Raw genomic sequence first — 22,234 nt, 5'->3', positions numbered from 1 at the left:
GCGCGTGGCTCGCATGAGCGCGGGGACGTTCAGTGGCGCTGGGAAACGTCTGGCGCCGGCTGCGATGGCACGTGGACGACGGTGCGCGTGGGGTACGGCAACGAGCAGCCCACGCCTTCGACGGTTTCCTTCACGCTGCGCTGCAAGTCCCAGTACAGGCTCCAGTAGTTCTCCAGCAGCGACCACACGCGCACGTTCACGATCACGGCGCTGTCGCTCACCTGCTTGACCATGACTTCCGGCGCCGGCTTGTCGAGCACGCGCTTGTCGCCGCCGACGTGCGCGCGCAAGGCGTCCATGGCGGCGTCGAGATCGTCGTCGAGCGACACGCCCACGGTAATTTCCATGCGACGCGTGGCATTGCGGCTGAAGTTCGTGATCGGCTGGCCCCAGATCTGGTTGTTCGGCACGCAAACGTAGATGCCGTCGGCGTTGGTCAGCGTGGTCGTGAACAGGCCGATCTCTTCCACGGTGCCCGCCACCGACGAACCGGCCGTGATGTAGTCGCCGTTGCGAAAAGGACGCAGCACCAGCAGCATCGTGCCGGCCGCGATGTTCTGCAGCGTGCCCTGCAGCGCGAGGCCGATGGCCAGCCCGGCAGCACCCAATACGGCGATGATGCTGGCCGTTTGCACGCCGAACTGCGCGAGTACCGCAATGACCGTGATGCCGCGCACGGCCCACAGCACGACCGACTCGATCAGCGGCTTGAGCGTGGCATCGAAGTGCGGCGAGCGGCCGAGCGCCCCGCGCACCATGCGCGCCAGACGCGACGCGATCCAGAAACCGATCAACAGAATCAGCACGGCTTGCACGAACGAGAGCCCGTAGTGCACGGCATTGGCGGCGAGGAATCCCATCGCGGCGTCGAAGGACGCGAGCGGGGTCGTCACTTCTGTCATTTGAATGTCTCCCAGGGGATGGACGCCTGACGGCGGCGATAACAGAGTTGACGCAAAGCGCGTAGATTGGTTCTGCGCAACTTGCCACCGCTCGCCATCGCCCGCCATCGCCCGCCACCGCTCGCCGTCGCTCGCCGTCGATGCGCCCGAATCCGTCGAAATTGGCCATGCTCCTGCGTGACGCCAGCGTCGGTCCCACGTGAATGTCGGGCTGCCGCCGACAAACGGCGAAATGCGGCGCGGCGCGCGCCCCGTGGCGATACGATATGCCGCCATTGGCGTCACTGTGGCGCGGCTGCTACACTTGGCGTCGCCGCGTAGCTGGGAGAACCTCGTTTGATCAATGCCTTCGTCATCCATCATGGCCGCCTGCAACAGGTGACTTGCGACCAACCCAGCGACCTGACCAGCGTGTCACCGGTCTGGGTCGATTTGCACAGCGAATCGGAGGAAGAGCGACGTTGGGTCGAGGAGGCCTACGGGGTCAAACTGCCGTCGCGCGACGAAGTGACCGACATCGAGGCCTCGGCGCGCTATTACGAAGACGATAGCGGCGTGTTGCACATCCGCACGGATTTTCTGCTCGACGACGAGGAACAATCGCGCAACGTGCCGGTTGCGTTCGTGGTGCTCAAGGATCTGCTGATCTCCATTCACGACGAAGACCTGCCGGTGTTCCGCCTGGTGCGCATGCGCGCGCGTATCCGTCCGGGCTCGGTGCGCGATGCGATGGACGTGCTGCTCGATCTTTACTCGACCGATGCCGAATATTCGGCCGACGCGCTCGAGGGCGTCTACGCGGCGCTGGAGGAAGTGAGCAAGCGCGTGCTCGGCAAGAACCTCACCGACGCGGACGCCGCCAAGGCGCTCGAGAGCATTGCGGCGGAGGAGGACCTGAACGGGCGCATCCGGCGCAACGTGATGGACACGCGTCGCGCCGTGTCGTTTCTCATGCGCGCGCGCATGCTCAAGGACGAGCAGTATCAGGAAGGCAAGCAGATCCTGCGCGACATCGAGTCGCTGGACAACCACACGGCGTACCTGTTCGACAAGATCAACTTCCTGATGGACGCGACCATCGGCTTCATCAACATCAACCAGAACAAGATCATCAAGATATTCTCGGTGGCAGCCGTGGCGTTTCTGCCGCCGACGCTCATCGCGAGCATTTACGGCATGAACTTCCAGATGATGCCGGAGTTGCGCTGGGAGGCGGGCTATCCGTTCGCGATCGGGCTGATGATTCTCTCGGCCATCGCGCCGTTCCTGTATTTCCGGCATCGCGGCTGGCTCGACTGAGCGCGACGCGGCGGCTTGTTCCCGGCAGGTGTTGTCGGCGGCTGTCGGAGGGCCGCGGGGACATCGGCGCGGCATGCGCGCCGCGCCGGCGGGGCGGGCCCGCCGAGCAGGTAAAATGGCGGCCTTGCGGGATTGCACCCGCCCGAATCACGCCGCGTCGGACCACCGCCGCGCAACCCGCTGGAACACCGTCATGACATTCATCGAAGCTCTCAACGCCGCCTGGGCACACAACAACTCGCTGCTCTGCGTGGGTCTCGATCCCGAGCCGTCGCGCATTCCCGCCCATCTGCAAGGCCAGCCGGATGCGATCTTCGAGTTCTGCCGCCAGATCGTCGACGCGACCGCGCCGTATGCATGCGCGTTCAAGCCGCAGATCGCGTACTTCGCGGCACATCGCGCCGAAGCGCAGCTCGAGCGCCTGATTGCGCATATCCACGCCGACCACCCGGGGCTGCCGGTGATTCTGGACGCCAAGCGCGGCGACATCGGCAGCACGGCCGAACAATATGCGAGGGAGGCGTTCGAGCGCTATCGCGCCGACGCCGTAACGGTGAACCCGTACATGGGCTTCGATTCGCTGGAGCCGTATCTGGCCTATCCCGACAAGGGCGTGATCGTGCTGTGCCGCACGTCGAATCCCGGCGGCAGCGATCTGCAGTTTCTCGATGTCGACGGCAAGCCGCTGTACCAGACGGTCGCGCGTCTCGCCTCCGGGCCCTGGAACACCAACGGCCAGATCGGTCTCGTGGTCGGTGCGACGTTCCCCGCGGAAATTGCCGCGGTGCGCGGTATCGTCGGCGACATGCCGCTGCTGATTCCGGGCGTGGGCGCCCAGGGCGGCGACGTCGAAGCGACGGTGAAGGCCGGGCGCACCGGCAACGGCACGGGCATGATGATCAACTCGTCGCGCGCCATCATTTATGCCGGCCGCGACGAGCGGTTTGCCGCGGCCGCCGCCGCGGCGGCGCAGAACACGCGGGATAGCATCAACGCTTATCGTTGAGGCGCGGTCCCGAGACGCCGCCGCCCGTTTCGCTGGGCCGGCGCCTTGCCGACCGCTCGCCAAACCGCTCGCCGACCGCTTGCACCGACTCGCGGCGCAGCGCTTCGTCGCCTCTCAGCTTTCCGCTTTGTCCAGCAGTTCGAGAATGCCCCGCAGCGCGTGCTGCGCGGCCTGGCTGCGCACCTGTGTGCGATCGCCCTTGAAGTGCTTCGTCTCGACGATCGTGCTCAGGCGATTGCTCCATGCGAAGCACACCATTCCCACCGGCTTGTCGGCAGTCCCGCCGCCCGGCCCGGCCACGCCCGTGATCGACACCGAAATCTGCGCACGGCTGTTGAGCAGCGCCCCCTCGGCCATGGCGCGCGCGACAGGCTCGCTTACCGCGCCATGCCTGTCGATCAGCTCCGGCGGCACGCCGATCATTTCCGTCTTGGCTTGATTCGAGTACGTCACGAAGCCGCGCTCGAACCAGTTGCTGCTGCCCGAAATATCCGTGATCGCGGCGGCGACCAGGCCGCCGGTGCACGACTCGGCGCTTGCAAGCATTAACCGCTCGTCGCGCAGACGATTGCCGACCTTCACCGCGAGTTGGGCAAGGAGATTTTGTTCGGAGACCACGGGACGACGCCTTGAAAAAGATCAGATGGAGCGCCACAGCGCGATCACGAGCAACGTGCAGAACGCCGCGACGAGATCATCGAGCATGATGCCCAGCCCGCCCTTGACGGTACGGTCGAAGTAGCGGACCGGCGGCGGCTTTACGGCGTCGAAGAAGCGGAACAGCACGAACGCCACCAATTGACCGACGAAGCTCGCTGGCGTAATCAACAGCAGCACGATCCAGAAGGCGACGATCTCGTCCCAGACCACCGCACTGGGGTCTTGCGTACCGAGCTTGCGCGCGGTGTAGCCGCACATCCAGATGCCGCCGACGATGGATGCCGCGATCAGCACACCCCAGCCGGTGACGGTCAGATACAGGTTGAGCACCAGATAGGACGCCCAGCCGAAAAACGTGCCCACGGTGCCCGGGGCGAATGACGACAGACCCGTGCCGAAGCCGAGGGAAAACAGATGTGCGGGGTGCGACAGCAGGAATCGCGAGGTCGGCCGGCGCGGGCCGCTGCCTGGATTGACGGCGGCCGGTTGATCAGTGCTCATTGGAAATGGTCGAAACTTTTGAAATCGGCAGCGACGCTCGCGCCGGTATTGTCATGAAGTTGCAGTCTCTGCTGGCGGGCGTCGGGAACCGATATTGTACCGATACGCGTGATGCGCAGGCCGAGTTCATCGCCGATCGCCTCGATACGGGCGCGTTGCCCGCTGTCCGCGCAGAAGCACAGTTGGTAGTCGTCGCCTCCCGCCAGCGTGCAAAGTCGCTGGATCGCCGGCGCTTGCTTCGCGAGCAACGCCGAGCGCGGCAGGGCGTCGACATTCACTCGCGCGCTCACGTCGGAGCGCGCCAGAATGTGTCCGAGATCGCCCAGCAATCCATCCGAGATGTCGAGCGCGGCGCGCGCCACGCCGCGCAGCGCTAGGCCCAGCGTGACTTGCGGCTCCGGAAGGTCCATCGCGCGTCGCGCCCGTGCAAGATCGTCGTGCGCGAGTGACCATTCGCCTCGCATCGCGCCGAGTGCGAGCCGCGCATCGCCGAGATCGCCGGAAACCCAGATGTCGTCGCCGGGCCGCGCCGCGTCGCGCCGCAGCGCATGCTCGGCGGGCACGCTGCCGAAGACCGTCACGCAAAGGTTGCGCGGGCCGCGCGTGGTGTCGCCGCCAACGAGCGGGCACGCGTGGCGATCGGCCAACGCTGCCAGTCCTTCGGCGAATGGAGCGAGCCACGCCGGATCACTCTCGGGCAGCGCCAGCGCCAGCGTGAACCCGATCGGCTTTGCGCCCATTGCCGCCAGATCCGACAGATTGACGGCAAGCGTCTTGTGGCCCAGCGCACGCGGGTCGGCATCGGGAAAGAAATGCCGTCCTTCCACGAGCATGTCGGTGGAAATTGCGAGCTGCTCGCCGGCGCTCGGCCGCAACAGCGCACAGTCGTCGCCGATGCCGAGCGCCACGTGCTCGCCCGGCCGCGTGGCATGGGCGAAGAAGCGATCGATCAACGAGAACTCGGAGAGCGGCGAAGACGACGCGGAAGGAGACGCAGAAGGCGGCACGCAAGACATGATCATGAGCGACGGCTCGGTCGCCGGCCCGGGCGCATCGATGCACGAAACTGGTGCAACGTTGGGGCCGCCGCCGGCATGGGATGAAAGGGCTGCAGTGTCGTGCAGCGTGAAGCCCTATTCTAAGAGCCGGCAGCGCTTTGCCCAAGCGAGACGCCGCGGCGCACGGCGAAATCGGACGACGGATTAGCGGGCGCTCGGACAACACCTGAGTCGTGGACGGCCACCCGTCCGAAAAATGGCTCGATGGTGCGTTGCAGCGTTGAATTTGCGAGGCTTTTTGGCGACTATCGGCACGCAGCGGGTGCAGCCCTTATCCGTTTTTTGCATAAATGGCGTGAATAAATGGGGCTACAATTCGCACTGAAATTTTGACAATTCTGTTCGCCAAGAGCTTTCCTACATGCCCACGCCGATCGATCCGAAACTGCGCGAAGCTGCGCTCGAATATCACGAATTCCCCACGCCAGGCAAAATCGCCATCGCGCCGACGAAGCAGTTGCTCAACCAGCGCGATCTGGCGTTGGCGTATTCGCCGGGCGTCGCGGCCGCATGCGAGGAGATCGTCGTCGATCCGCTCAACGCGTCGCGCTACACGGCGCGCGGCAATCTGGTGGGCGTGATTTCGAACGGCACGGCGGTGCTGGGCCTCGGCGACATCGGTCCGCTCGCCTCGAAGCCGGTGATGGAAGGCAAGGGCGTGCTCTTCAAGAAATTCGCCAATATCGACGTGTTCGATATCGAGATCGACGAGAAAGACCCGGAGAAACTGGTCGACATCATCGCGGCGCTCGAGCCGACCTTCGGCGCGATCAACCTTGAAGACATCAAGGCGCCCGAGTGCTTCATCGTCGAGCGCAAGCTGCGCGAGCGCATGAAGATTCCGGTCTTCCATGACGATCAGCACGGCACGGCCATCGTGGTCGCCGCAGCGCTCATCAACGGTCTGAAGGTCGTGGGCAAGGATCTGCGCTCGGTGAAGCTGGTGGCGTCCGGCGCCGGCGCGGCAGCGCTCGCCTGTCTGGACCTGCTGGTGGACATGGGGCTGCCCATCGAGAACATCTGGGTGACGGACCTCGCCGGCGTAGTGTACGAAGGCCGCACCGAATTGATGGACCCGGAGAAAATCCGCTTCGCGCAAAAGACCGAAGCACGCGGCCTCGCCGAAGTGATCGGCGGCGCCGACATCTTCCTTGGTCTGTCGGCGGCCGGCGTGCTCAAGCCCGAAATGGTCAAGGCCATGGCCGACAAGCCGCTGATTTTCGCGCTGGCCAATCCGAATCCGGAAATCACGCCGGAACTGGCGAAGGAAGTCCGTCCCGATTGCGTGATGGCGACCGGCCGCACCGACTATCCGAATCAGGTCAACAACGTCCTGTGCTTTCCGTTCATTTTCCGTGGCGCGATTGACGTCGGCGCCACGACCATCACGCGCTCGATGGAAATCGCCGCCGTCAATGCACTGGCGGAGTTGGCGCGTCAGGAACAGAGCGACATCGTTGCATCGGCGTATGGCATCAAGAATCTGTCGTTCGGCCCGGAATACCTGATTCCGAAGCCGTTCGATCCGCGTCTGCTGGTCAAGGTCGCGACGGCGGTGGCCGAAGCCGCGATGGCCGCCGGCGTGGCCACGCGTCCACTTGCGGACGTCGACGCCTACTCGCAGTCGCTGCAGCAGTTCGTGTATCACAGTGGCAGCTTGATGAAGCCGCTGTTCTCGGTCGCACGCAGCGTGCCCGCCGACAAGAAACGCATTGCGTTTGCCGAGGGTGAGGAGGAGCGCGTGCTGCGCGCGGTGCAAGTGCTGGTGGACGAGCGCGTTGCCACGCCGATTCTGGTCGGCCGCCCCGCCGTCATCGAACACCGCATTCAGCAGTACGGCCTGCGTCTCACGCCGGGCGTCGACTTCACCATCGTCAACCCCGAACACGACGAGCGCTACCGTGATTACTGGGAGACGTATCACCAATTGACCAATCGCAAGGGCGTGACGGCGTCGTATGCGCGCGTGGAAATGCGCCGCCGCACGACGCTGATCGCCGCGATGCTGGTGCGCAAGGGCGAGGCGGACGGCCTGATATGCGGCACGGTCTCCACGCCGGGGCGCCACCTGCACTTCATCGATCGCGTGATCGGCAAGCGCCCGGGCGGCCACGTCTATGGTGCGATGAACGCACTGATCCTGCCGAACCGCCAGATATTCCTCGTCGATACGCACATCAACCAGGATCCCAGCGCGGAAGATCTGGCCGAGATCACCTTGATGGCAGCCGAGGAAATTCGCCGTTTCGGCATTCAGCCGAAGGTGGCGCTGCTCTCGCACTCGAATTTCGGCACGAGCGATGCGAATTGCGCACGCAAGATGCGTGAAACGCTGGCGATTCTGCAGGAGCGTGCGCCCGAACTGGAGGTCGACGGGGAAATGCACGGCGACTGCGCGCTCGATCCGGAACTGCGCGCGCGCATCATGCCGGATTCGACGCTCACCGGTGCGGCCAACCTGCTGGTAATGCCGAACATCGATGCCGCGAATATCGCCTACAACCTGCTCAAGACGGCGGCAGGCAACAACGTTGCGATTGGCCCCATCCTGCTCGGCGCGGCCAAGCCCGTGCATATCCTGACCGAGTCGGCCACGGTGCGCCGGATCATCAACATGGCGGCGCTCGTGGTGGCCGATGCGGCAGCGCAACAAGGGCTCGTCTGAGCGGGTAGCCTCCAGCGGCGGTTCGCCGCCATTCTGTGCCCGTTCATGGCATGACACTGCGGCAAAACATTGCGGCCGCGCGTTACGACAAAACGCCGCCTGGCATGGGCGGCGTTTTGTCGTTCCGGCCACGCGCATTTTGGCGCCGTATATGCCAATGTGGGTGCTTACTTTTGATAAAAACCTTGTGTTTCCAGGGATTTGCCGAGTGGTTTGGTTGCAAAATGTAAGCCGACATTGATTCTCTCGAGCAATAGCGATAACCTTACGGCTTCACCCACCAGAACGGGCCCGCAGCGCAAGATCGCCGGGCAGGCAGGCTAGCTATGACCATGGCACGTTGGCTTCACCGGGGCATCGTGGCACTGACGGCGGCGAGCGGTGTCATTCTGGCGGGCAATGTCATGGCGCGCGAAACTGCGCCGTTCGTCGCAGATTCAACGGCAACGGTTGCCGTTGCCGAATTGCCCCGCGAAGCGCAGCGGACGCTGACGCTGATTGCCCAGGGCGGGCCGTTCCCGTATGCCAAGGATGGCATCGTGTTCGGGAACTACGAAAAGCGCCTGCCCAAAATGCCGCGCGGCTATTACCATGAATACACGGTGCCGACTCCCGGTGCCCGCAACAGGGGCGCCAGGCGCATCGTCTGTGGCGGCGATCAACGCGTGGTCGATCCGTGTTACTACACCCAAGATCACTACAACAGCTTTAGACGCATAAGGGAATGACAGCAGTATGAGTGAGCCGGTTTTCGCACAGGAACGCGGGAAAGATCTTATGGCAGATCCATTCGGTGCGGGCGAGGGCAACTTGTTCAAGCAGGTGCTGGGCCTGCATGCTGTAGCGCGGGCTGGCCGCCGCCATGCCCTATCGGAAGAGGGAGATATGAGTCTTTTCAAGACCGTCAGGCCGAATATCGTGCAGTCGATCCGCGCATTCCGCGTGCCGGAGTTGGCCGCAGAGGCCGAGCGACTCGGGCAGCATTTCCTGTACGCCAATTGTTCGCAGGCGCAGAGCAAGGCCGAGGTGCTGGAGACGATCGCGACATCGTTCCTTTTCCCCAAGCATTTCGGGAAGAACTACGATGCATTGCACGACTGCCTGACCGATCTGGTCAGTCACTGCGGCCCTCAGCCGGGCTTCGTCGTGGTGCTCGAGGGATTGCCCGTGGTGACGAAGTTCGACAAGGATGGCCGCGAGACACTGTTGGATGTGTTTCGCGACGCTGCGGAATTCTGGGCTGAGCGCCGCGTCTCGTTCCGCGTCTTTTATTCATTCGCGTAAGGCGAGGTATGGGCGCACGACACCCGGCGCCCTTTCGCCTTTGATCGACGTAGTTTGACAGTGGTTGGCGGGAGAAGGCCGCGGACGCCGCATTGGTCGCATTGGTGGCATTCGGCGCATTCGCCGCGCTCACTTGGGTGCGCGCCCCTTCGGTCCGTCCCAATCAGTCCGTTCACTTCGGGCCGTCCACTTCGACTTATCCGCTGCGGGGCTTGGCTCGGCATTCCGTTACCAAGAAAAAGGTCCGCCAAGCGGACCTTTTTCCGTTTCAGGGCCGGGGTGGACGGACTTATGCGCTGGGCCGTCCGCCGAGGAAGTGCTGAGCGAGGCTCGCGAGATCGAACTGTCCCTGCGGCATGTCACCATTCGGTGTGAGGTGGTTGACGACTTCCGGCAGGAGCGACGACAACTGCTGCGCAGCCTCTTCCTGACTGACGCCGGCCGTGTTCGCCAGTTGCTGCAATTGGCCGCCCGGGCCCAGCGCCTGCGCCACCTGATCGGCCGAGACCGCCTGATTCGCGCCCGTACCGACCCAGGAGCGGACCGCGTCTCCCAAGCCCCCGCTCTCCAGCACTTGCGTCAGGCCGCCAAGACCACCGAGGGCGCCGATCAAGTCGCCGGGCGAGGTCGCCGGCGCGCCCGCACCCGCCTGCGGGGTCTGCGCGCCGCCGAGCAAGCCGCCCAGAAGGCTGCCGAGGCCGCCGGCGCCACCGCCAGCCGCGCCGCCACCCAGCATTGCGCCGAGTGCGCCGCCCAACGAGCCGAGCAGTCCGCCACCTTCGCCGTCCTGCCCCTGAGGGCTGCCCGAACGGCTGGCGATCATCGCCAGCAAGCCCATCAGCAGCAACATTTTCGTATTGCCACCGCCGCTGTTCTCGCCTGCCGGGTTGCCGACGGCGCCGCCGAGAATGGAATCGAGGATACCCATGACGATTACTCCTTTAGGCTTGTGAAGCCGTTTTCTTGAATCATCCGTGCTTACCAACCACCCCAGCGCGCGGCCAATGCAGCGAGTACCGCCATGCCGGCCGTTTCCGTCCGCAAGATACGCTCGCCCAGACGGATGGCCGTAAACCCGGCCTCCCGAGCGAAGGCCTCTTCCTGAGGCGCCAGCCCGCCCTCCGGGCCGAAGAGCAGAACGCCCGGCTGCGACGGCGCTTGCGGCGGCAGCGTATCGAAGCCGCCGTCTGCTCTAGGTGACAATAGCACACGCCATGCGTAACTCGTAATCGCATCCCGGTCGCGCAACCAGGTGGCGATGGGGCGGATCGGCAGGATGCGCGGGACACGATTTCGGCCGCATTGTTCGCACGCGGCCTGTGCCAACGCCTGCCAATGGGCCACGCGTTTCGCCGCTCTCTCGCCTTCGAGCCGGATGACCGACCGCTCCGTGGCAAGCGGTTGAATGTCGGCGACACCCAGTTCGATCGCCTTCTCGATGAGCCAGTCCATCTTGTCGCCGCCTGCGATTGCCTGCGCCAGCGTGATCCGATAAGGCGTTTCCGCCTCGCGCGGATCATGCTCGCCAAGCTGCGCCGCGGCGTGGCGTTTGTCCAGGCTCACGAGCACGGCGGGAAACTCCCCGCCCGCGCCGTTGAAGAGCGTGAGCGTGTCGCCCGCTTTCAGGCGCAGGACCTGTATGTGCCGGACGACGGCTTCGGGAAGATCGAGTAGCGCGCCCGCGTGCAGCGGCGCGTCGATGAAAAAACGTGGCATGGAAGCTTGGGAACGCTGAGCGAAAACAGTAACCGGGTCGGTGCCGGGAACAGAAGCATACCGCAGCGCGCCGCGCGAGATGCGCCGCTCACGCGCTCGCGGGCGTTCGAAAGCGCGCGGGCGTCGGTCCGCTACCGCGAGGTCGTCGGGCGTGCAAAGCCCCACCGATAGCCGTCAATGTCTTCCAACTGACAGAACCGGTCTCCCCAGAATTGATCGCTTGGCGGCATGACGCCTTTTGCACCGGCTGCCGTCGCGCGCGCGTAGAGCGCGTCGACATCCTCCGTGTAGACGTAAAAGCTCTGGGGGGCTTCCACGCCGGAGGAGCGCGGCGAGCGTGCCGTACTGCCGAACGCTCCCTCGGGAGCAAACATGAGGATCAACTGGCCTTGATAATACATTTCGACGTGCATGACGGCACCGTCGTCGTCCACCATGTCGTGGACGGTGAAGCCGAAGGCCTGTTCGTAGAACGCTGCCGCCGCTTTGGCGTCGCGCACGGTCAGGTACGGTGTCAACCACGGCACATGGGAGGGGCGGGGATCGGACATGGCTCGGCTCCGGTGGGTCCGTCAGCCCGGCGAGCCGGTCGGGCGGCTCTCAACGTCCTGCGGCGGGCGGACGTTCGCAGGCCGACGGTCATGACTTGTCCTCAATATACAAGGAACGCGTGAACGCTTCATCCGCCACGTGTCATCGTGCCTCATCGTGTGGTCTCCGGCGCGTTCCCCGTGCGCGCTTCGCCGAGAATGTCGGCCAGTTCGGGCGCGATGTCGAACAGCGCGGCGTGCCGGTGAGGGGCGTAGTGGCGTAAGTAGCGTAGATGGTGTGACTCGCGCGCGACCGGCCCGGGCGCGGACGGGGCGGTGTGGGGGGCGGCGTGGAGGGCAGTGCGCACGTCGAAGGCGTCGCTCGCGTATGCCAGCGCCCATTGCGTGCCGTAGAGCGGCACGTAGGCGGTGGCCGGGCGGACATGCCGAAACACGCCGCGAAGCGCGCCGAGTACGCGCCGCACCTGATCGCGCTGGAACCACGGCGAGCCCAGTTGCAGCGCAACGCCACCACCCGGCCCGAGCAGTTGGCGAATCCTGGCGAAGAACGGCGCCTCGTGCAGCGCGGCGGCGTTGCCGTCGGCCTCCGTGAGGTCGAAGACGACGGCGTCGAAGCGCTCTTTGCGGCAAAGCGCTGCGTCGACCAGATCGCGCGCGTCGCCGATCACGAGCGTGGTGCGCGGATCGTCGAACGCCCCGTCGGCCATGGCCGGCAGGTATTGCAGGATCGTGGCGGGGACTTGCGCATCGAGCTCGGCGACCACGACTTCGCGCACGCCGGGGTGACGCAGCGCCTCGCGGGCCGAGCCGCCGTCGCCGCCGCCCAGGATCAGCACGCGTTGCACCGCGCCGTGTGCGAGCAGCAGCGGATGCACCATGAGTTCGTGGCAGATGTGGGCGTCGGCGAGCGACGCCATGAAGCGGCCGTCGAGCCGATAGGCGCGCCCGAGCGGGCCGAGCGCCGGGAGATCGACGACTTCGATGCGCTGATGAGGCGTCGTCGTGGCGAAGACCGTGCGTCCGGCGAACGCATAGCTGGCCCAAGGTCCGAGCGGGGCGCTCAAAGGCTGCACCCCGCCCGATGGGGAGGTGCCGCAATCTTCGGGAGTGACGTCGCGTTTGGTCGGCATCGGCAAGGCAACTTCCTCTAATTTGTGGCGAACGAGCCACTTCTTCGCATGATTCCACGTTCTCGCCGGTTGGGGAAGTTCGGCGCAATCGACACGGGCGAGTGCCGCATCTGGTAAAATCTTGGTCTTTTCCTGCATTTGAATTTCGCGCGGCAGCTCGCGGCAACGGGGCACGCCCGCTCTTCCGGCTGGTCACCATGACGAACTCCTCTCCTGCAACGGCTGCGCTGATGGCCTCCGCCATTCGCGTCCTCTCCATGGACGCGGTCCAACAGGCCAACTCCGGCCACCCTGGTGCGCCGATGGGCATGGCCGATATCGCGGTCGCGCTCTGGGGCCGTCACCTCAAGCACAACCCCGTCAATCCGCACTGGTACGATCGTGATCGCTTCGTGCTCTCGAACGGTCACGGCTCGATGCTCATCTACTCGCTGCTGCATCTGACGGGCTACGATCTGCCGATCGAAGAACTCAAGCACTTCCGCCAATTGCACAGCAAGACGCCGGGGCACCCCGAAGTGGGTATCACGCCGGGCGTCGAGACGACCACGGGCCCGTTGGGCCAGGGCATCACCAACGCCGTGGGCTTCGCGCTCGCCGAAGCATTGCTTGCCAAGGAATTCAACCGTCCCGGCAACGACATCGTCGATCACTACACGTATGTGTTTCTGGGCGATGGCTGCCTGATGGAAGGCATCTCGCACGAGGCCTGCTCGCTCGCGGGCACGCTGCGTCTGAACAAGCTCATCGCGCTGTACGACGACAACGGCATCTCGATCGACGGTGACGTGGAGCACTGGTTCGCCGACGACACGCCGAAGCGCTTCGAAGCCTACGGTTGGAACGTGATCCGCGGCGTTGACGGCCATGACGTCGACGCCGTCGACGCGGCGATCGCGAAGGCCAAGACGTCCGACCGCCCGACGCTGATCTGCTGCAAGACGCTGATCGGCAAGGGGGCGCCGAACAAGCAGGGCGGCCACGACGTGCACGGCGCGCCGCTCGGCGCCGAGGAAATTGCCGCGACGCGCGCCGCGCTGGGCTGGAACCTGCCGCCGTTCGAGGTGCCGGCCGAGGCGTATGCCGCGTGGGATGCGAAGGCAGCGGGCCAGCAGGCTGAGGCCGCGTGGAGCGAGCGTTTCGCCGCGTACCGCAGCCAGTTCCCGGCCGAAGCGGCCGAGTTCGAGCGCCGCATGAAGGGCGAGCTGCCCGGCAACTTCAAAACGGCGGCGGCGGCGCTGATCGCCAAGACCCACGAGAAGGCCGAGACGGTGGCCACGCGCAAGGCGTCGCAACTGGCCATCGAGGGTCTTGCTGCCGTGCTGCCCGAGTTCCTCGGCGGTTCGGCCGACCTGACCGGCTCGAACCTCACGAACTGGAAGGCCAGCAAGGCGGTGCGCGCGAACGCCGAGGGCGTGCAGTTCGGCAACCACATCAACTACGGCGTGCGCGAGTTCGGCATGAGCGCCGTCATGAACGGCATCGCGCTGCATGGCGGCTACATCCCGTTCGGCGGCACGTTCCTGACGTTCTCCGACTACAGCCGTAACGCACTGCGCATGGCGGCGCTGATGAAGCTGCGCTCCATCTTCGTATTCACGCACGACTCGATCGGCCTGGGCGAAGACGGTCCGACGCACCAGTCGGTCGAGCATGTGTCGAGCCTGCGTCTGATCCCGCAGATGGATGTGTGGCGTCCGTGCGATACGACGGAGACGGCGGCGGCCTGGGTTGCGGCGCTCGAGCGTCACGACGGTCCGTCGAGCCTCGTGTTGAGCCGTCAGAACCTGCCGTTCGTCTCGCGCGACGAGGCGCAGATCGCCGACATTCGCCGCGGTGGTTACGTGCTGCGCGACGTTGCGAATCCGCAGATCGTGCTGATTGCGACCGGCTCCGAAATCGATCTGGCCCTCAAGGGCGCGCAGGCGCTCGCAGCCGAGGGCATTGCCGCGCGTGTCGTGTCCATGCCGTCGACCAACGTGTTCGATCGCCAGGACAAGGCCTATCGCGAGAGCGTGCTGCCGCGCGGCGTGCCGCGAGTTGCGATCGAGGCCGGTGTGACGGCGTTCTGGCACAAGTACGTCGGCCTGGAGGGCGGCGTGGTCGGCATCGATACCTTCGGCGAGTCGGCTCCGGCCGGCGTGCTGTTCAAACACTTCGGCTTCACCGTCGACCACGTGGTCGCGACGGTCAAGTCCGTGCTTGGCTGATTTCGTTAGACCTTACGGAGAAACCCCCATGACCATTCGCGTCGCTATCAACGGCTATGGCCGTATCGGCCGCAACGTTCTGCGTGCCCACTACGAAGGTGGCAAGAAGCACGACATCGAAATCGTCGCCATCAACGACCTCGGCAATGCGCAGACGAACGCTCACCTGACGCAATACGACACGGCGCACGGCAAGTTCCCGGGCACGGTGTCGGTCGACGGCGATTACATGATCGTCAACGGCGACAAGATTCGCGTGCTGGCCAACCGCAACCCGGCCGAACTGCCGTGGGGCGAACTGGGCGTGGACGTCGTGCTCGAGTGCACGGGCTTCTTCACGTCGAAGGAAAAGGCCAGCGCTCACCTGAAGGGCGGCGCCAAGAAGGTGATCATCTCGGCGCCGGGCGGCAAGGACGTGGACGCCACGGTCGTGTTCGGCGTGAACGAAGGCGTGCTCAAGTCGACCGACACGGTCATCTCGAACGCCTCGTGCACCACGAACTGCCTGGCACCGCTGGTCAAGCCGCTGCACGAGAAGATCGGCCTGGAAACGGGTCTGATGACGACCGTTCACGCCTACACGAACGACCAGGTGCTGACGGACGTCTATCACGAAGATCTGCGTCGCGCCCGTTCGGCCACGATGAGCATGATTCCGACCAAGACGGGCGCGGCTTCGGCGGTCGGTCTGGTGCTGCCGGAACTGAACGGCAAGCTCGACGGCTACGCCATTCGCGTTCCGACGATCAACGTGTCGATCGTCGATCTGTCGTTCGTCGCCAAGCGCGACACGACGGTGGACGAAGTCAACGCGATCCTGAAGGAAGCTGCCGAGGGCCCGCTCAAGGCGATCGCGACGTACAACACGGCGCCGCTGGTGTCGGTCGACTTCAACCACAACCCGGCATCGTCGAATTTCGACGGCACGCTGACCAAGGTGTCGGGGCGTCTGGTGAAGGTGAGCTCGTGGTATGACAACGAGTGGGGCTTCTCGAACCGCATGCTCGACACGACCGTCGCGCTGATGTCGGCCAAGTAAGCACCACGGCGGACGCCAGGCCGCAGGAACGAAAAAGCCGCTGTCGTGAGACAGCGGCTTTTTGTTTGGTCTTCCGCGACGAACGTAGCGTTGCCGGTTAGCGTCGAGCGTTCGCCGAACGCGTGTGGCGAAACCCGACGAGAACACCCAGGAGGGCGCCGAGAATCAGCCCGCCGGCGCCAAAGAACGACTTGCGCGGGAAGGCGGGCGTCTGCTCGACCTGAACGTCGCTGATGATCCGCGTGTTGTATGACTGATCCGGTGCCAGCATCTGGGCTGCGCGGAAGCGGCTTTCGTTCAGGGAGGCGCGCTCCGTCCGGCTGCTTTGCAGTGCGCTCAACGCCATCACCGAGTCCGAGTTCTTGGAATTCGCCAATGCCTTGCTGAGCGCTTGCTGCGCCTGGGTATTGGCTTCGATGGCGGCGTCGATGACACTGAGTTGCTGCTTGGGGAGTGCGCGGGCGCGCTCGAGAATCGCGGCGTGTTCGACCTGGCTGAGATGCGATGCCGCGTTCAGTGCCTGTTCCGCCTGTTCCGGCGACGTTCCTCGCGCCGTGATTTCGAAGTAAGCCGTTCCCTGGACCGTGCGGGCCTTGAGCGCCTTCCATACAACGCTCTTGCGCAATTCATCCACATTGCCACGCAACGGGGGCAGCACCTCGGCCGCGACCTTATCCCGGAAAGCGTTCAACTGGATCCGACCGACCGTCTGTTGCAGCGATTCGATCAGCGGCCCGTCAGGGCCCACAACCGGTGAACCCGCCGCGCGCCCGACCTGCAACGTTACTTTGCCTTCCCACTGTTTCTGGAGCGCGAAGGTGATGGCTACGCCAAGCACCGCGCCGAGCACGGCAAGCGAGATGATGATCTTCAGATGCCTTTGAAGAAACGCGAGGATATCGGCCAACGATACTTCGTAGGCATCCATCTGTACGGCGTCAGGCGATTTTTCGCTAGTCATAGGAGGGGTTGAGCCTCAATACAATCGTGCCGAGGACGGCCGTCCCCCGCTAACATACCCAGTTTGCGGACAGCATTGTAGACGAGTGAGGGCGCTTCGAGTTCCGGAAGTTGTCAGCAGGGCGGGAATTGTCCGTAATGCCCCCCGAACAGGAGGCATTACGCAAAAACGTTTTTTAATTTTTCTGCCGATGCGGGCACGGATCCTTGGTGCAACTGCCGTACATCGCAAGCGAGTGTTCCTGGAGCGCGAAGCCGCGTTCCTTGGCGATCAGCTTCTGACGGCGCTCGATCTCGGCATCGAAGAACTCCTCGACGCGGCCGCAGTCCAGGCAGACCAGATGGTCGTGATGATGGCCTTCGTTCAGTTCGAAAACGGCCTTGCCGGACTCAAAGTTGCTGCGCGACAATAGCCCGGCCTGCTCGAACTGGGTCAACACACGGTAGACCGTGGCCAGACCGATATCGAGCTTTTCATCGAGCAGATGCCGGTAAACATCTTCAGCAGTCAGATGGCGCACCTCGCTGTTCTGGAAAATCTCCAGAATCTTGAGGCGCGGAAGCGTGGCTTTCAGTCCGATATTTTTCAAATCGGCGGGATTCGGCATCGCTCTACGTCCCTAGAGTACAATACAGCCCCAATAATAATGCCTTTTTGCCTTGCCCGGGCGCAAACCGGGGCAAACGGGACGGTTTCTGCCGTCAACAGGGGCGATGTGGCGGCGCGCTGGGCGTGCCGGATCAAGTTCGATTTTTTTGAAAGCGAGTCAGATTTGCGTCGTTATCTCTCCCTTCCGCTTCCCGTCTACGCGGCCGCAGCCCTGCTGGCGCTGGCCGGTTGCTCCACTTACGACAGCGTGACCGACAAGGTGATCGGCGTGGTCACGCCGTACCGCATCAACATCGTGCAGGGTAACTTCGTCTCGAAGGAAGCTTACGACCAGCTTCAGGCCGGCATGACGCGCGACCAGGTGCGTCAGCTGCTCGGCACGCCGCTGCTCACGGACCTGTTCCACGCCAATCGCTGGGACTACGTCTTCTACTTCAAGCGCGGCAATGCGTCGGTGGTGCAGGAGCGCCATCTGAAGGTCTATTTCGATGGGGACTCGCTGGTCCGCTGGGAGGGCGGCGAAAACCTGCCGACGGAATACCAGTTGGTCCAGGAAATCGACGGCCAGAAGGGCAAAGCCGTGAAGACCGAAGCCCCGGCGCCGTCGACCGCCAGTGCGGCGGCCGCCGAGGCTGCCGCACCGTCGCCCGACGCCGCAGCGGCGGCGCCTACGGCCGCCGTGCCGGCCAATACGGGCGTCGCGACGGTTTCCACGGACGCAGCAGCCGCGAACGCCGGCGCCGCTTCGAGCGCCCCGAGCACGCCGAGCACCCAGGCCGCCTCGCAAGCACAGGCGGCTTCGCCGGCTGCCAGCGGCGGTTCCTCCGGCAGCGGCGCCCCGTCCACCGCCACGGCCACCGGCACCGGGATCGTCCCGTCGCCGCGCGTGACTTCGGGCGGCGGTCTGTTCTCGATGCCGAAGTAAGCCGTTGGAAGACGACCAAAGACTCACCATGATGAAGATCGCGATTGCAGGCGCCTCCGGCCGCATGGGCCGGATGCTGATCGAAACCGTGCTGGCCGCCGATGACGCCGAACTGGTCGGCGCGCTCGACCGTGAAGGCAGTCCGGCGCTTGGCGTCGATGCGGGCGCCTTCCTCGGCCGTGACACCGGCGTGAAAATCACCGCGGATCTGGACGCCGCCCTCGCCAACGCCGAATACCTGATCGACTTCACTCGCCCGGAGGGCACGCTCGCCCACCTGGCCGCCGCCGAAAAGCACGGCGTGAAGATGATCATCGGCACGACCGGGCTGTCGGACGATGACAAGGCGCGTCTGACCAAGGGCGCCGAACGTGTGGCGATCGTGTTCGCGCCGAACATGAGCGTGGGGGTGAACGCCACCTTCAAACTGCTCGAGGTCGCCGCGAAGATTCTGAATACCGGCTACGACATCGAAATCATCGAGGCCCATCACCGTCACAAGGTCGATGCGCCGTCGGGCACCGCCCTGCGCATGGGCGAGGTGGTGGCCGAAGCCCTGGGCCGCGATCTGAAGGAATGTGCCGTGTACGGCCGCGAGGGCGTGACTGGCGAGCGCGACCCGTCGACGATCGGCTTCGCGACCGTGCGCGGCGGCGATATCGTCGGCGACCACACGGTGCTGTTCGCCGGCATCGGCGAGCGCATCGAAATCACCCACAAGTCGTCGAGCCGTCTGTCTTACGCGCAAGGCTCGCTGCGCGCGGCGCGTTTCCTCGCGCACCACAAGACCGGTCTGTTCGACATGCAGGACGTGCTGGGCCTGCGCTGATCGCCCGAGGTGCCGCAGGCCGCGCCAGTGCAGCGCCTCGGCACCCGCAACCGCTGTCTTCTGGCGGCGTGCACGGCCGCCGTCGATGCCCACGGTTCGGCGCCGATCGCGCCTCGTCAGACGCAAGGTCAAATCCCGCTGCCGCCACGCCGAATCCGCCCCCGGCGGCGTTATAATCATCGTTTTCCCCGGATCTGCCCCGAAACTCCACGCGTGGCGCACGTTTTGCCGCACGCGTCGGGGCCGAAACCGAGCCGAATCCTATTCGCCGACCCATCATGCAAGAAAAATACGTTCCCGCCGACGTCGAAGCCTCCGCCCAGTCACACTGGCAGGCGATCGACGCCTACAAGACCACCGAGCGCGCGGACAAACAGAAATTCTATTGCGTCTCGATGCTGCCGTATCCGTCGGGCAAGCTGCATATGGGGCACGTGCGCAATTACACCATCAATGACGTGATGTACCGCCAGATGCGCATGCGCGGCTACAACGTGCTCATGCCGATGGGCTGGGACGCATTCGGCATGCCGGCGGAGAACGCCGCCATGGCCAACGGCGTGCCGCCGGCCAAGTGGACTTACGACAACATCGAGTACATGAAGAAGCAGATGCAGGCCATGGGCCTGGCGATCGACTGGTCGCGCGAAGTCGCCACCTGCAAGCCGGAGTACTACCGCTGGAACCAGTGGCTGTTCCTGAAGATGCTGGAAAAGGGCGTCGTCTATCTGAAGACGGGCACGGTGAACTGGGATCCGGTCGATCAGACCGTGCTCGCGAACGAGCAGGTGATCGACGGTCGCGGCTGGCGTTCGGGCGCATTGGTCGAAAAGCGCGAAATCCCGATGTACTACATGCGCATTACCGATTACGCCGACGAACTGCTCGGCGACCTGGACGAACTCGGCTGGCCCGAGCGCGTCAAGGTGATGCAGCAGAACTGGATCGGCAAGAGCTTCGGCGTGAACTTCGGCTTCCCATACGAACTGGACGGCGAGCAGAGGCTGCTGCGCGTGTTCACCACGCGTGCCGACACGATCATGGGCGTGACCTTCTGTGCGATCGCTGCCGAGCATCCGCTCGCCACGCGGCTTGCGGCCGACCGCCCGGATCTGCAGGCCTTCATCGCCGAATGCAAGCAAGGGGGCGTGGCCGAGGCCGACATCGCCACGATGGAAAAGAAGGGCATGCCCACGGGCTTTTTCGTCACGCATCCACTCACCGGCGACAAGGTCGAGGTGTGGATCGGCAACTACGTGCTGATGGGATACGGCGAAGGCGCCGTGATGGGCGTGCCGGCCCACGACGAGCGTGACTTTGCGTTCGCCCGCAAGTACGGCCTGCCGATCCGGCAGGTCGTGGCCGTGCCGGGCGAGACGTATTCCACCGACGCCTGGCAGGCGTGGTATGGCGACAAGGAAGCGGGCACGCTGATCAATAGCGGCAAGTACGACGGGCTGAACTTCTCGGCCGCCGTCGATGCCATTGCGGCCGACCTCAAGGCGCAGGGCGTCGGTGACAAGCAAGTCACGTTCCGCCTTCGCGACTGGGGCATTTCGCGCCAGCGCTACTGGGGCACCCCCATCCCGATCATCCACTGCGAATCGTGCGGCGCCGTGCCTGTGCCGGAGAAGGACCTGCCGGTGGTGCTGCCCGAAGATCTCGTGCCGGACGGCACCGGCAACCCGCTCGCGAAGTCGGAGGCGTTCCTCAAGTGCGACTGCCCGAAGTGCGGCAAGCCGGCGCGCCGTGAGACGGACACGATGGACACGTTCGTGGATTCGTCGTGGTACTTCTCGCGCTATGCCTGTCCGGACGCCGACAAGATGGTCGACGAGCGCACCGACTACTGGATGCCGATGGACCAATACATCGGCGGCATCGAACACGCGATCCTGCACCTGCTGTACTCGCGGTTCTGGACGAAGGTCATGCGTGACCTGGGCCTGGTGAGCTTCAAGGAGCCTGCGCAGAACCTGCTCACGCAGGGCATGGTGCTCAACGAGACGTATTTCCGTGAGGATGCCTCGGGCAAGAAGACCTGGTTCAACCCGCTCGATGTGCAGGTGCAGTTCGACGACAAGGGACGCCCGGTCGCCGCCACCGCGAAGGCCGACGGCGCGCGCGTCGCGCTCGGCGGCATCGAGAAGATGTCGAAGTCGAAGAACAACGGCGTGGATCCGCAGTCGCTGATCGATCAGTACGGCGCCGATACCGCCCGCCTGTTCGTGATGTTCGCCGCCCCGCCCGAGCAACAGCTCGAGTGGTCGGGCGCGGGCGTGGAAGGGGCGAGCCGCTTCCTGCGCCGTCTGTGGGGCTTCGGTCAGTCGCATGCGGCGTTGCTGCGTCAGGCGCACGCCGCCATCGACGCGGCAAGCCCGGCGGCCCAGGCGCTGCGCCGCGAGATTCACAGTGTGCTCAAACAGGCCAATTACGATTACCAGCGCGTGCAGTACAACACGGTGGTCTCGGCGGCGATGAAGATGCTCAACGCCATCGAGGGCGACAAGGGCGCGGCCGGGGCCGGCGCGCTGCGCGAGTGCTACGGCATTCTGCTGCGCGTGCTGTACCCGGTCGTGCCGCACATCACGCACGCGCTGTGGGTGGAGCTCGGCTACGCCTCGCAGATGGGCGACCTGCTCGACGCCGCATGGCCGCAGGTCGACGAGGCCGCCCTCGTGCAGGACGAGATCGAACTCGTGCTGCAGGTGGCCGGCAAAGTGCGCGGCGCGGTCCGCGTGGCGAAGGACGCCTCGCGCGAGGCTATCGAGCAGGCGGCGCTCGCGCACGAAATGACGGCGAAGTTCGGCGAGGGCAAACCGGTGAAGAAGGTCATCGTCGTGCCGGGCCGTCTGGTGAACGTGGTGGTCTGAAGCGGCGCCGTCCGTC

Annotated in this window: 20 protein-coding genes; 10 read left to right on the top strand and 10 right to left on the bottom strand. The window is 64.8% G+C overall.

Translation table 11 applies throughout. From position 1 onward, the window contains the following. Positions 1-29 precede the first annotated feature (29 nt). Positions 30-902 (bottom strand): mechanosensitive ion channel family protein, encoded by an 873-nt coding sequence (locus PNO31109_RS06715; protein WP_150554811.1) that lies wholly within the window; start codon positions 900-902, stop codon positions 30-32. A 336-nt stretch (positions 903-1,238) separates the two neighbouring features. Here PNO31109_RS06715 and corA point away from each other — a divergent pair, with 336 nt between their 5' ends. After that, positions 1,239-2,201 (top strand): magnesium/cobalt transporter CorA, encoded by a 963-nt coding sequence (gene corA, locus PNO31109_RS06710; protein WP_150554810.1) that lies wholly within the window; start codon positions 1,239-1,241, stop codon positions 2,199-2,201. A gap of 193 nt (positions 2,202-2,394) precedes the next feature. Further along, positions 2,395-3,207 carry an orotidine-5'-phosphate decarboxylase gene (gene pyrF / locus PNO31109_RS06705; RefSeq protein WP_150554809.1) on the top strand — a complete coding sequence of 271 codons (813 nt, stop codon included), beginning with the start codon at positions 2,395-2,397 and terminating at the stop codon, positions 3,205-3,207. Positions 3,208-3,321: 114 nt separating this feature from the next. Here pyrF and PNO31109_RS06700 read toward each other — a convergent pair whose 3' ends face one another. From PNO31109_RS06700 to thiL, 3 genes are read right to left on the bottom strand one after another with little or no spacing between them, the layout of a single operon-like run. Next, positions 3,322-3,825: a CinA family protein gene (locus tag PNO31109_RS06700; protein ID WP_150554808.1), complete on the bottom strand. Its 504-nt coding sequence runs from the start codon at positions 3,823-3,825 to the stop codon at positions 3,322-3,324. Positions 3,826-3,846: 21 nt separating this feature from the next. Further along, positions 3,847-4,368 carry a phosphatidylglycerophosphatase A family protein gene (locus tag PNO31109_RS06695; protein WP_150554807.1) on the bottom strand — a complete coding sequence of 174 codons (522 nt, stop codon included), beginning with the start codon at positions 4,366-4,368 and terminating at the stop codon, positions 3,847-3,849. After that, entirely contained in the window at positions 4,365-5,390 is a 1,026-nt protein-coding gene (gene thiL, locus PNO31109_RS06690; protein WP_241015818.1) for a thiamine-phosphate kinase, read from the bottom strand. Before thiL ends, PNO31109_RS06695 begins: the two co-directional genes overlap by 4 nt. 397 nt (positions 5,391-5,787) lie before the next feature. On the opposite strand from thiL, the gene PNO31109_RS06685 reads away from it, so the two are divergent. The 3 genes from PNO31109_RS06685 to PNO31109_RS06675 all read left to right on the top strand — a co-directional run bounded on the left by PNO31109_RS06685 (position 5,788) and on the right by PNO31109_RS06675 (position 9,375). After that, a complete protein-coding gene (locus PNO31109_RS06685) occupies positions 5,788-8,091 on the top strand; it encodes an NADP-dependent malic enzyme (RefSeq protein ID WP_150554806.1) in 2,304 nt (767 codons plus the stop codon). 326 nt (positions 8,092-8,417) lie between these two features. Next, a complete protein-coding gene (locus PNO31109_RS06680) occupies positions 8,418-8,819 on the top strand; it encodes a guanyl-specific ribonuclease (RefSeq protein WP_370749883.1) in 402 nt (133 codons plus the stop codon). Between the two features lie 49 nt (positions 8,820-8,868). Then, positions 8,869-9,375 carry a barstar family protein gene (locus PNO31109_RS06675; protein ID WP_370749881.1) on the top strand — a complete coding sequence of 169 codons (507 nt, stop codon included), beginning with the start codon at positions 8,869-8,871 and terminating at the stop codon, positions 9,373-9,375. 289 nt (positions 9,376-9,664) lie between these two features. Here the strand turns inward: PNO31109_RS06675 and PNO31109_RS06670 are convergent, their stop codons facing one another. The 4 genes from PNO31109_RS06670 to PNO31109_RS06655 all read right to left on the bottom strand — a co-directional run bounded on the left by PNO31109_RS06670 (position 9,665) and on the right by PNO31109_RS06655 (position 12,772). After that, positions 9,665-10,303: a YidB family protein gene (locus tag PNO31109_RS06670; RefSeq protein WP_150554804.1), complete on the bottom strand. Its 639-nt coding sequence runs from the start codon at positions 10,301-10,303 to the stop codon at positions 9,665-9,667. A gap of 50 nt (positions 10,304-10,353) precedes the next feature. After that, positions 10,354-11,091, bottom strand: coding sequence for a 16S rRNA (uracil(1498)-N(3))-methyltransferase (locus PNO31109_RS06665; RefSeq protein ID WP_150554859.1), 738 nt, complete (start codon positions 11,089-11,091; stop codon positions 10,354-10,356). A 131-nt stretch (positions 11,092-11,222) separates the two neighbouring features. Next, positions 11,223-11,642, bottom strand: a complete 420-nt coding sequence (locus tag PNO31109_RS06660) for a VOC family protein (protein ID WP_150554803.1) — start codon at positions 11,640-11,642, stop codon at positions 11,223-11,225. Positions 11,643-11,794: 152 nt separating this feature from the next. Then, positions 11,795-12,772 (bottom strand): spermine/spermidine synthase domain-containing protein, encoded by a 978-nt coding sequence (locus PNO31109_RS06655; RefSeq protein WP_174966301.1) that lies wholly within the window; start codon positions 12,770-12,772, stop codon positions 11,795-11,797. Positions 12,773-12,969: 197 nt separating this feature from the next. Here PNO31109_RS06655 and tkt point away from each other — a divergent pair, with 197 nt between their 5' ends. Both tkt and gap read left to right on the top strand, forming a co-directional pair. Next, positions 12,970-14,982, top strand: coding sequence for a transketolase (tkt, locus tag PNO31109_RS06650; protein ID WP_150554801.1), 2,013 nt, complete (start codon positions 12,970-12,972; stop codon positions 14,980-14,982). A 28-nt stretch (positions 14,983-15,010) separates the two neighbouring features. Then, positions 15,011-16,021, top strand: a complete 1,011-nt coding sequence (gene gap / locus PNO31109_RS06645; protein WP_150554800.1) for a type I glyceraldehyde-3-phosphate dehydrogenase — start codon at positions 15,011-15,013, stop codon at positions 16,019-16,021. Positions 16,022-16,118: 97 nt separating this feature from the next. On the opposite strand, the gene PNO31109_RS06640 is transcribed toward gap, so the two are convergent. Continuing rightward, the gene (locus tag PNO31109_RS06640; RefSeq protein ID WP_174966300.1) at positions 16,119-16,949 is read right to left on the bottom strand and encodes a Wzz/FepE/Etk N-terminal domain-containing protein; all 831 of its coding nucleotides are present in this window, start codon (positions 16,947-16,949) and stop codon (positions 16,119-16,121) included. A 208-nt stretch (positions 16,950-17,157) separates the two neighbouring features. Then, positions 17,158-17,589, bottom strand: coding sequence for a ferric iron uptake transcriptional regulator (fur, locus tag PNO31109_RS06635; RefSeq protein ID WP_150554798.1), 432 nt, complete (start codon positions 17,587-17,589; stop codon positions 17,158-17,160). 165 nt (positions 17,590-17,754) lie between these two features. Between fur and PNO31109_RS06630 the strand changes: the two genes are divergently transcribed. From PNO31109_RS06630 to leuS, 3 genes are all read left to right on the top strand, one after another. Then, positions 17,755-18,516 carry an outer membrane protein assembly factor BamE gene (locus tag PNO31109_RS06630; RefSeq protein ID WP_241013675.1) on the top strand — a complete coding sequence of 254 codons (762 nt, stop codon included), beginning with the start codon at positions 17,755-17,757 and terminating at the stop codon, positions 18,514-18,516. A 31-nt stretch (positions 18,517-18,547) separates the two neighbouring features. Continuing rightward, the gene (dapB, locus tag PNO31109_RS06625; protein ID WP_150554858.1) at positions 18,548-19,345 is read left to right on the top strand and encodes a 4-hydroxy-tetrahydrodipicolinate reductase; all 798 of its coding nucleotides are present in this window, start codon (positions 18,548-18,550) and stop codon (positions 19,343-19,345) included. 278 nt (positions 19,346-19,623) lie between these two features. Beyond that, positions 19,624-22,218, top strand: a complete 2,595-nt coding sequence (gene leuS / locus PNO31109_RS06620; RefSeq protein ID WP_150554796.1) for a leucine--tRNA ligase — start codon at positions 19,624-19,626, stop codon at positions 22,216-22,218. Positions 22,219-22,234 lie beyond the last annotated feature (16 nt).

This window comes from Pandoraea nosoerga, from assembly GCF_902459585.1.
Lineage (GTDB): Bacteria > Pseudomonadota > Gammaproteobacteria > Burkholderiales > Burkholderiaceae > Pandoraea > Pandoraea nosoerga.
The sequence above is the reverse complement of the archived record's forward strand: the minus strand, read 5'-3'. Positions and strand labels throughout refer to the sequence as shown.

What these genes read in the sequence shown, in the direction of transcription:
- PNO31109_RS06655 (WP_174966301.1), bottom strand. Translation starts at nt 12,772, where the DNA reads ATGCCGACCAAACGCGACGTCACTCCCGAAGATTGCGGCACCTCCCCA.
- dapB (WP_150554858.1), top strand. Translation starts at nt 18,548, where the DNA reads ATGAAGATCGCGATTGCAGGCGCCTCCGGCCGCATGGGCCGGATGCTG.
- PNO31109_RS06675 (WP_370749881.1), top strand. Translation starts at nt 8,869, where the DNA reads ATGGCAGATCCATTCGGTGCGGGCGAGGGCAACTTGTTCAAGCAGGTG.
- PNO31109_RS06640 (WP_174966300.1), bottom strand. Translation starts at nt 16,949, where the DNA reads ATGGATGCCTACGAAGTATCGTTGGCCGATATCCTCGCGTTTCTTCAA.
- PNO31109_RS06685 (WP_150554806.1), top strand. Translation starts at nt 5,788, where the DNA reads ATGCCCACGCCGATCGATCCGAAACTGCGCGAAGCTGCGCTCGAATAT.
- tkt (WP_150554801.1), top strand. Translation starts at nt 12,970, where the DNA reads ATGACGAACTCCTCTCCTGCAACGGCTGCGCTGATGGCCTCCGCCATT.
- PNO31109_RS06680 (WP_370749883.1), top strand. Translation starts at nt 8,418, where the DNA reads ATGACCATGGCACGTTGGCTTCACCGGGGCATCGTGGCACTGACGGCG.
- PNO31109_RS06670 (WP_150554804.1), bottom strand. Translation starts at nt 10,303, where the DNA reads ATGGGTATCCTCGATTCCATTCTCGGCGGCGCCGTCGGCAACCCGGCA.
- gap (WP_150554800.1), top strand. Translation starts at nt 15,011, where the DNA reads ATGACCATTCGCGTCGCTATCAACGGCTATGGCCGTATCGGCCGCAAC.
- PNO31109_RS06665 (WP_150554859.1), bottom strand. Translation starts at nt 11,091, where the DNA reads ATGCCACGTTTTTTCATCGACGCGCCGCTGCACGCGGGCGCGCTACTC.
- PNO31109_RS06715 (WP_150554811.1), bottom strand. Translation starts at nt 902, where the DNA reads ATGACAGAAGTGACGACCCCGCTCGCGTCCTTCGACGCCGCGATGGGA.
- pyrF (WP_150554809.1), top strand. Translation starts at nt 2,395, where the DNA reads ATGACATTCATCGAAGCTCTCAACGCCGCCTGGGCACACAACAACTCG.
- leuS (WP_150554796.1), top strand. Translation starts at nt 19,624, where the DNA reads ATGCAAGAAAAATACGTTCCCGCCGACGTCGAAGCCTCCGCCCAGTCA.
- fur (WP_150554798.1), bottom strand. Translation starts at nt 17,589, where the DNA reads ATGCCGAATCCCGCCGATTTGAAAAATATCGGACTGAAAGCCACGCTT.
- PNO31109_RS06660 (WP_150554803.1), bottom strand. Translation starts at nt 11,642, where the DNA reads ATGTCCGATCCCCGCCCCTCCCATGTGCCGTGGTTGACACCGTACCTG.
- thiL (WP_241015818.1), bottom strand. Translation starts at nt 5,390, where the DNA reads ATGATCATGTCTTGCGTGCCGCCTTCTGCGTCTCCTTCCGCGTCGTCT.
- PNO31109_RS06695 (WP_150554807.1), bottom strand. Translation starts at nt 4,368, where the DNA reads ATGAGCACTGATCAACCGGCCGCCGTCAATCCAGGCAGCGGCCCGCGC.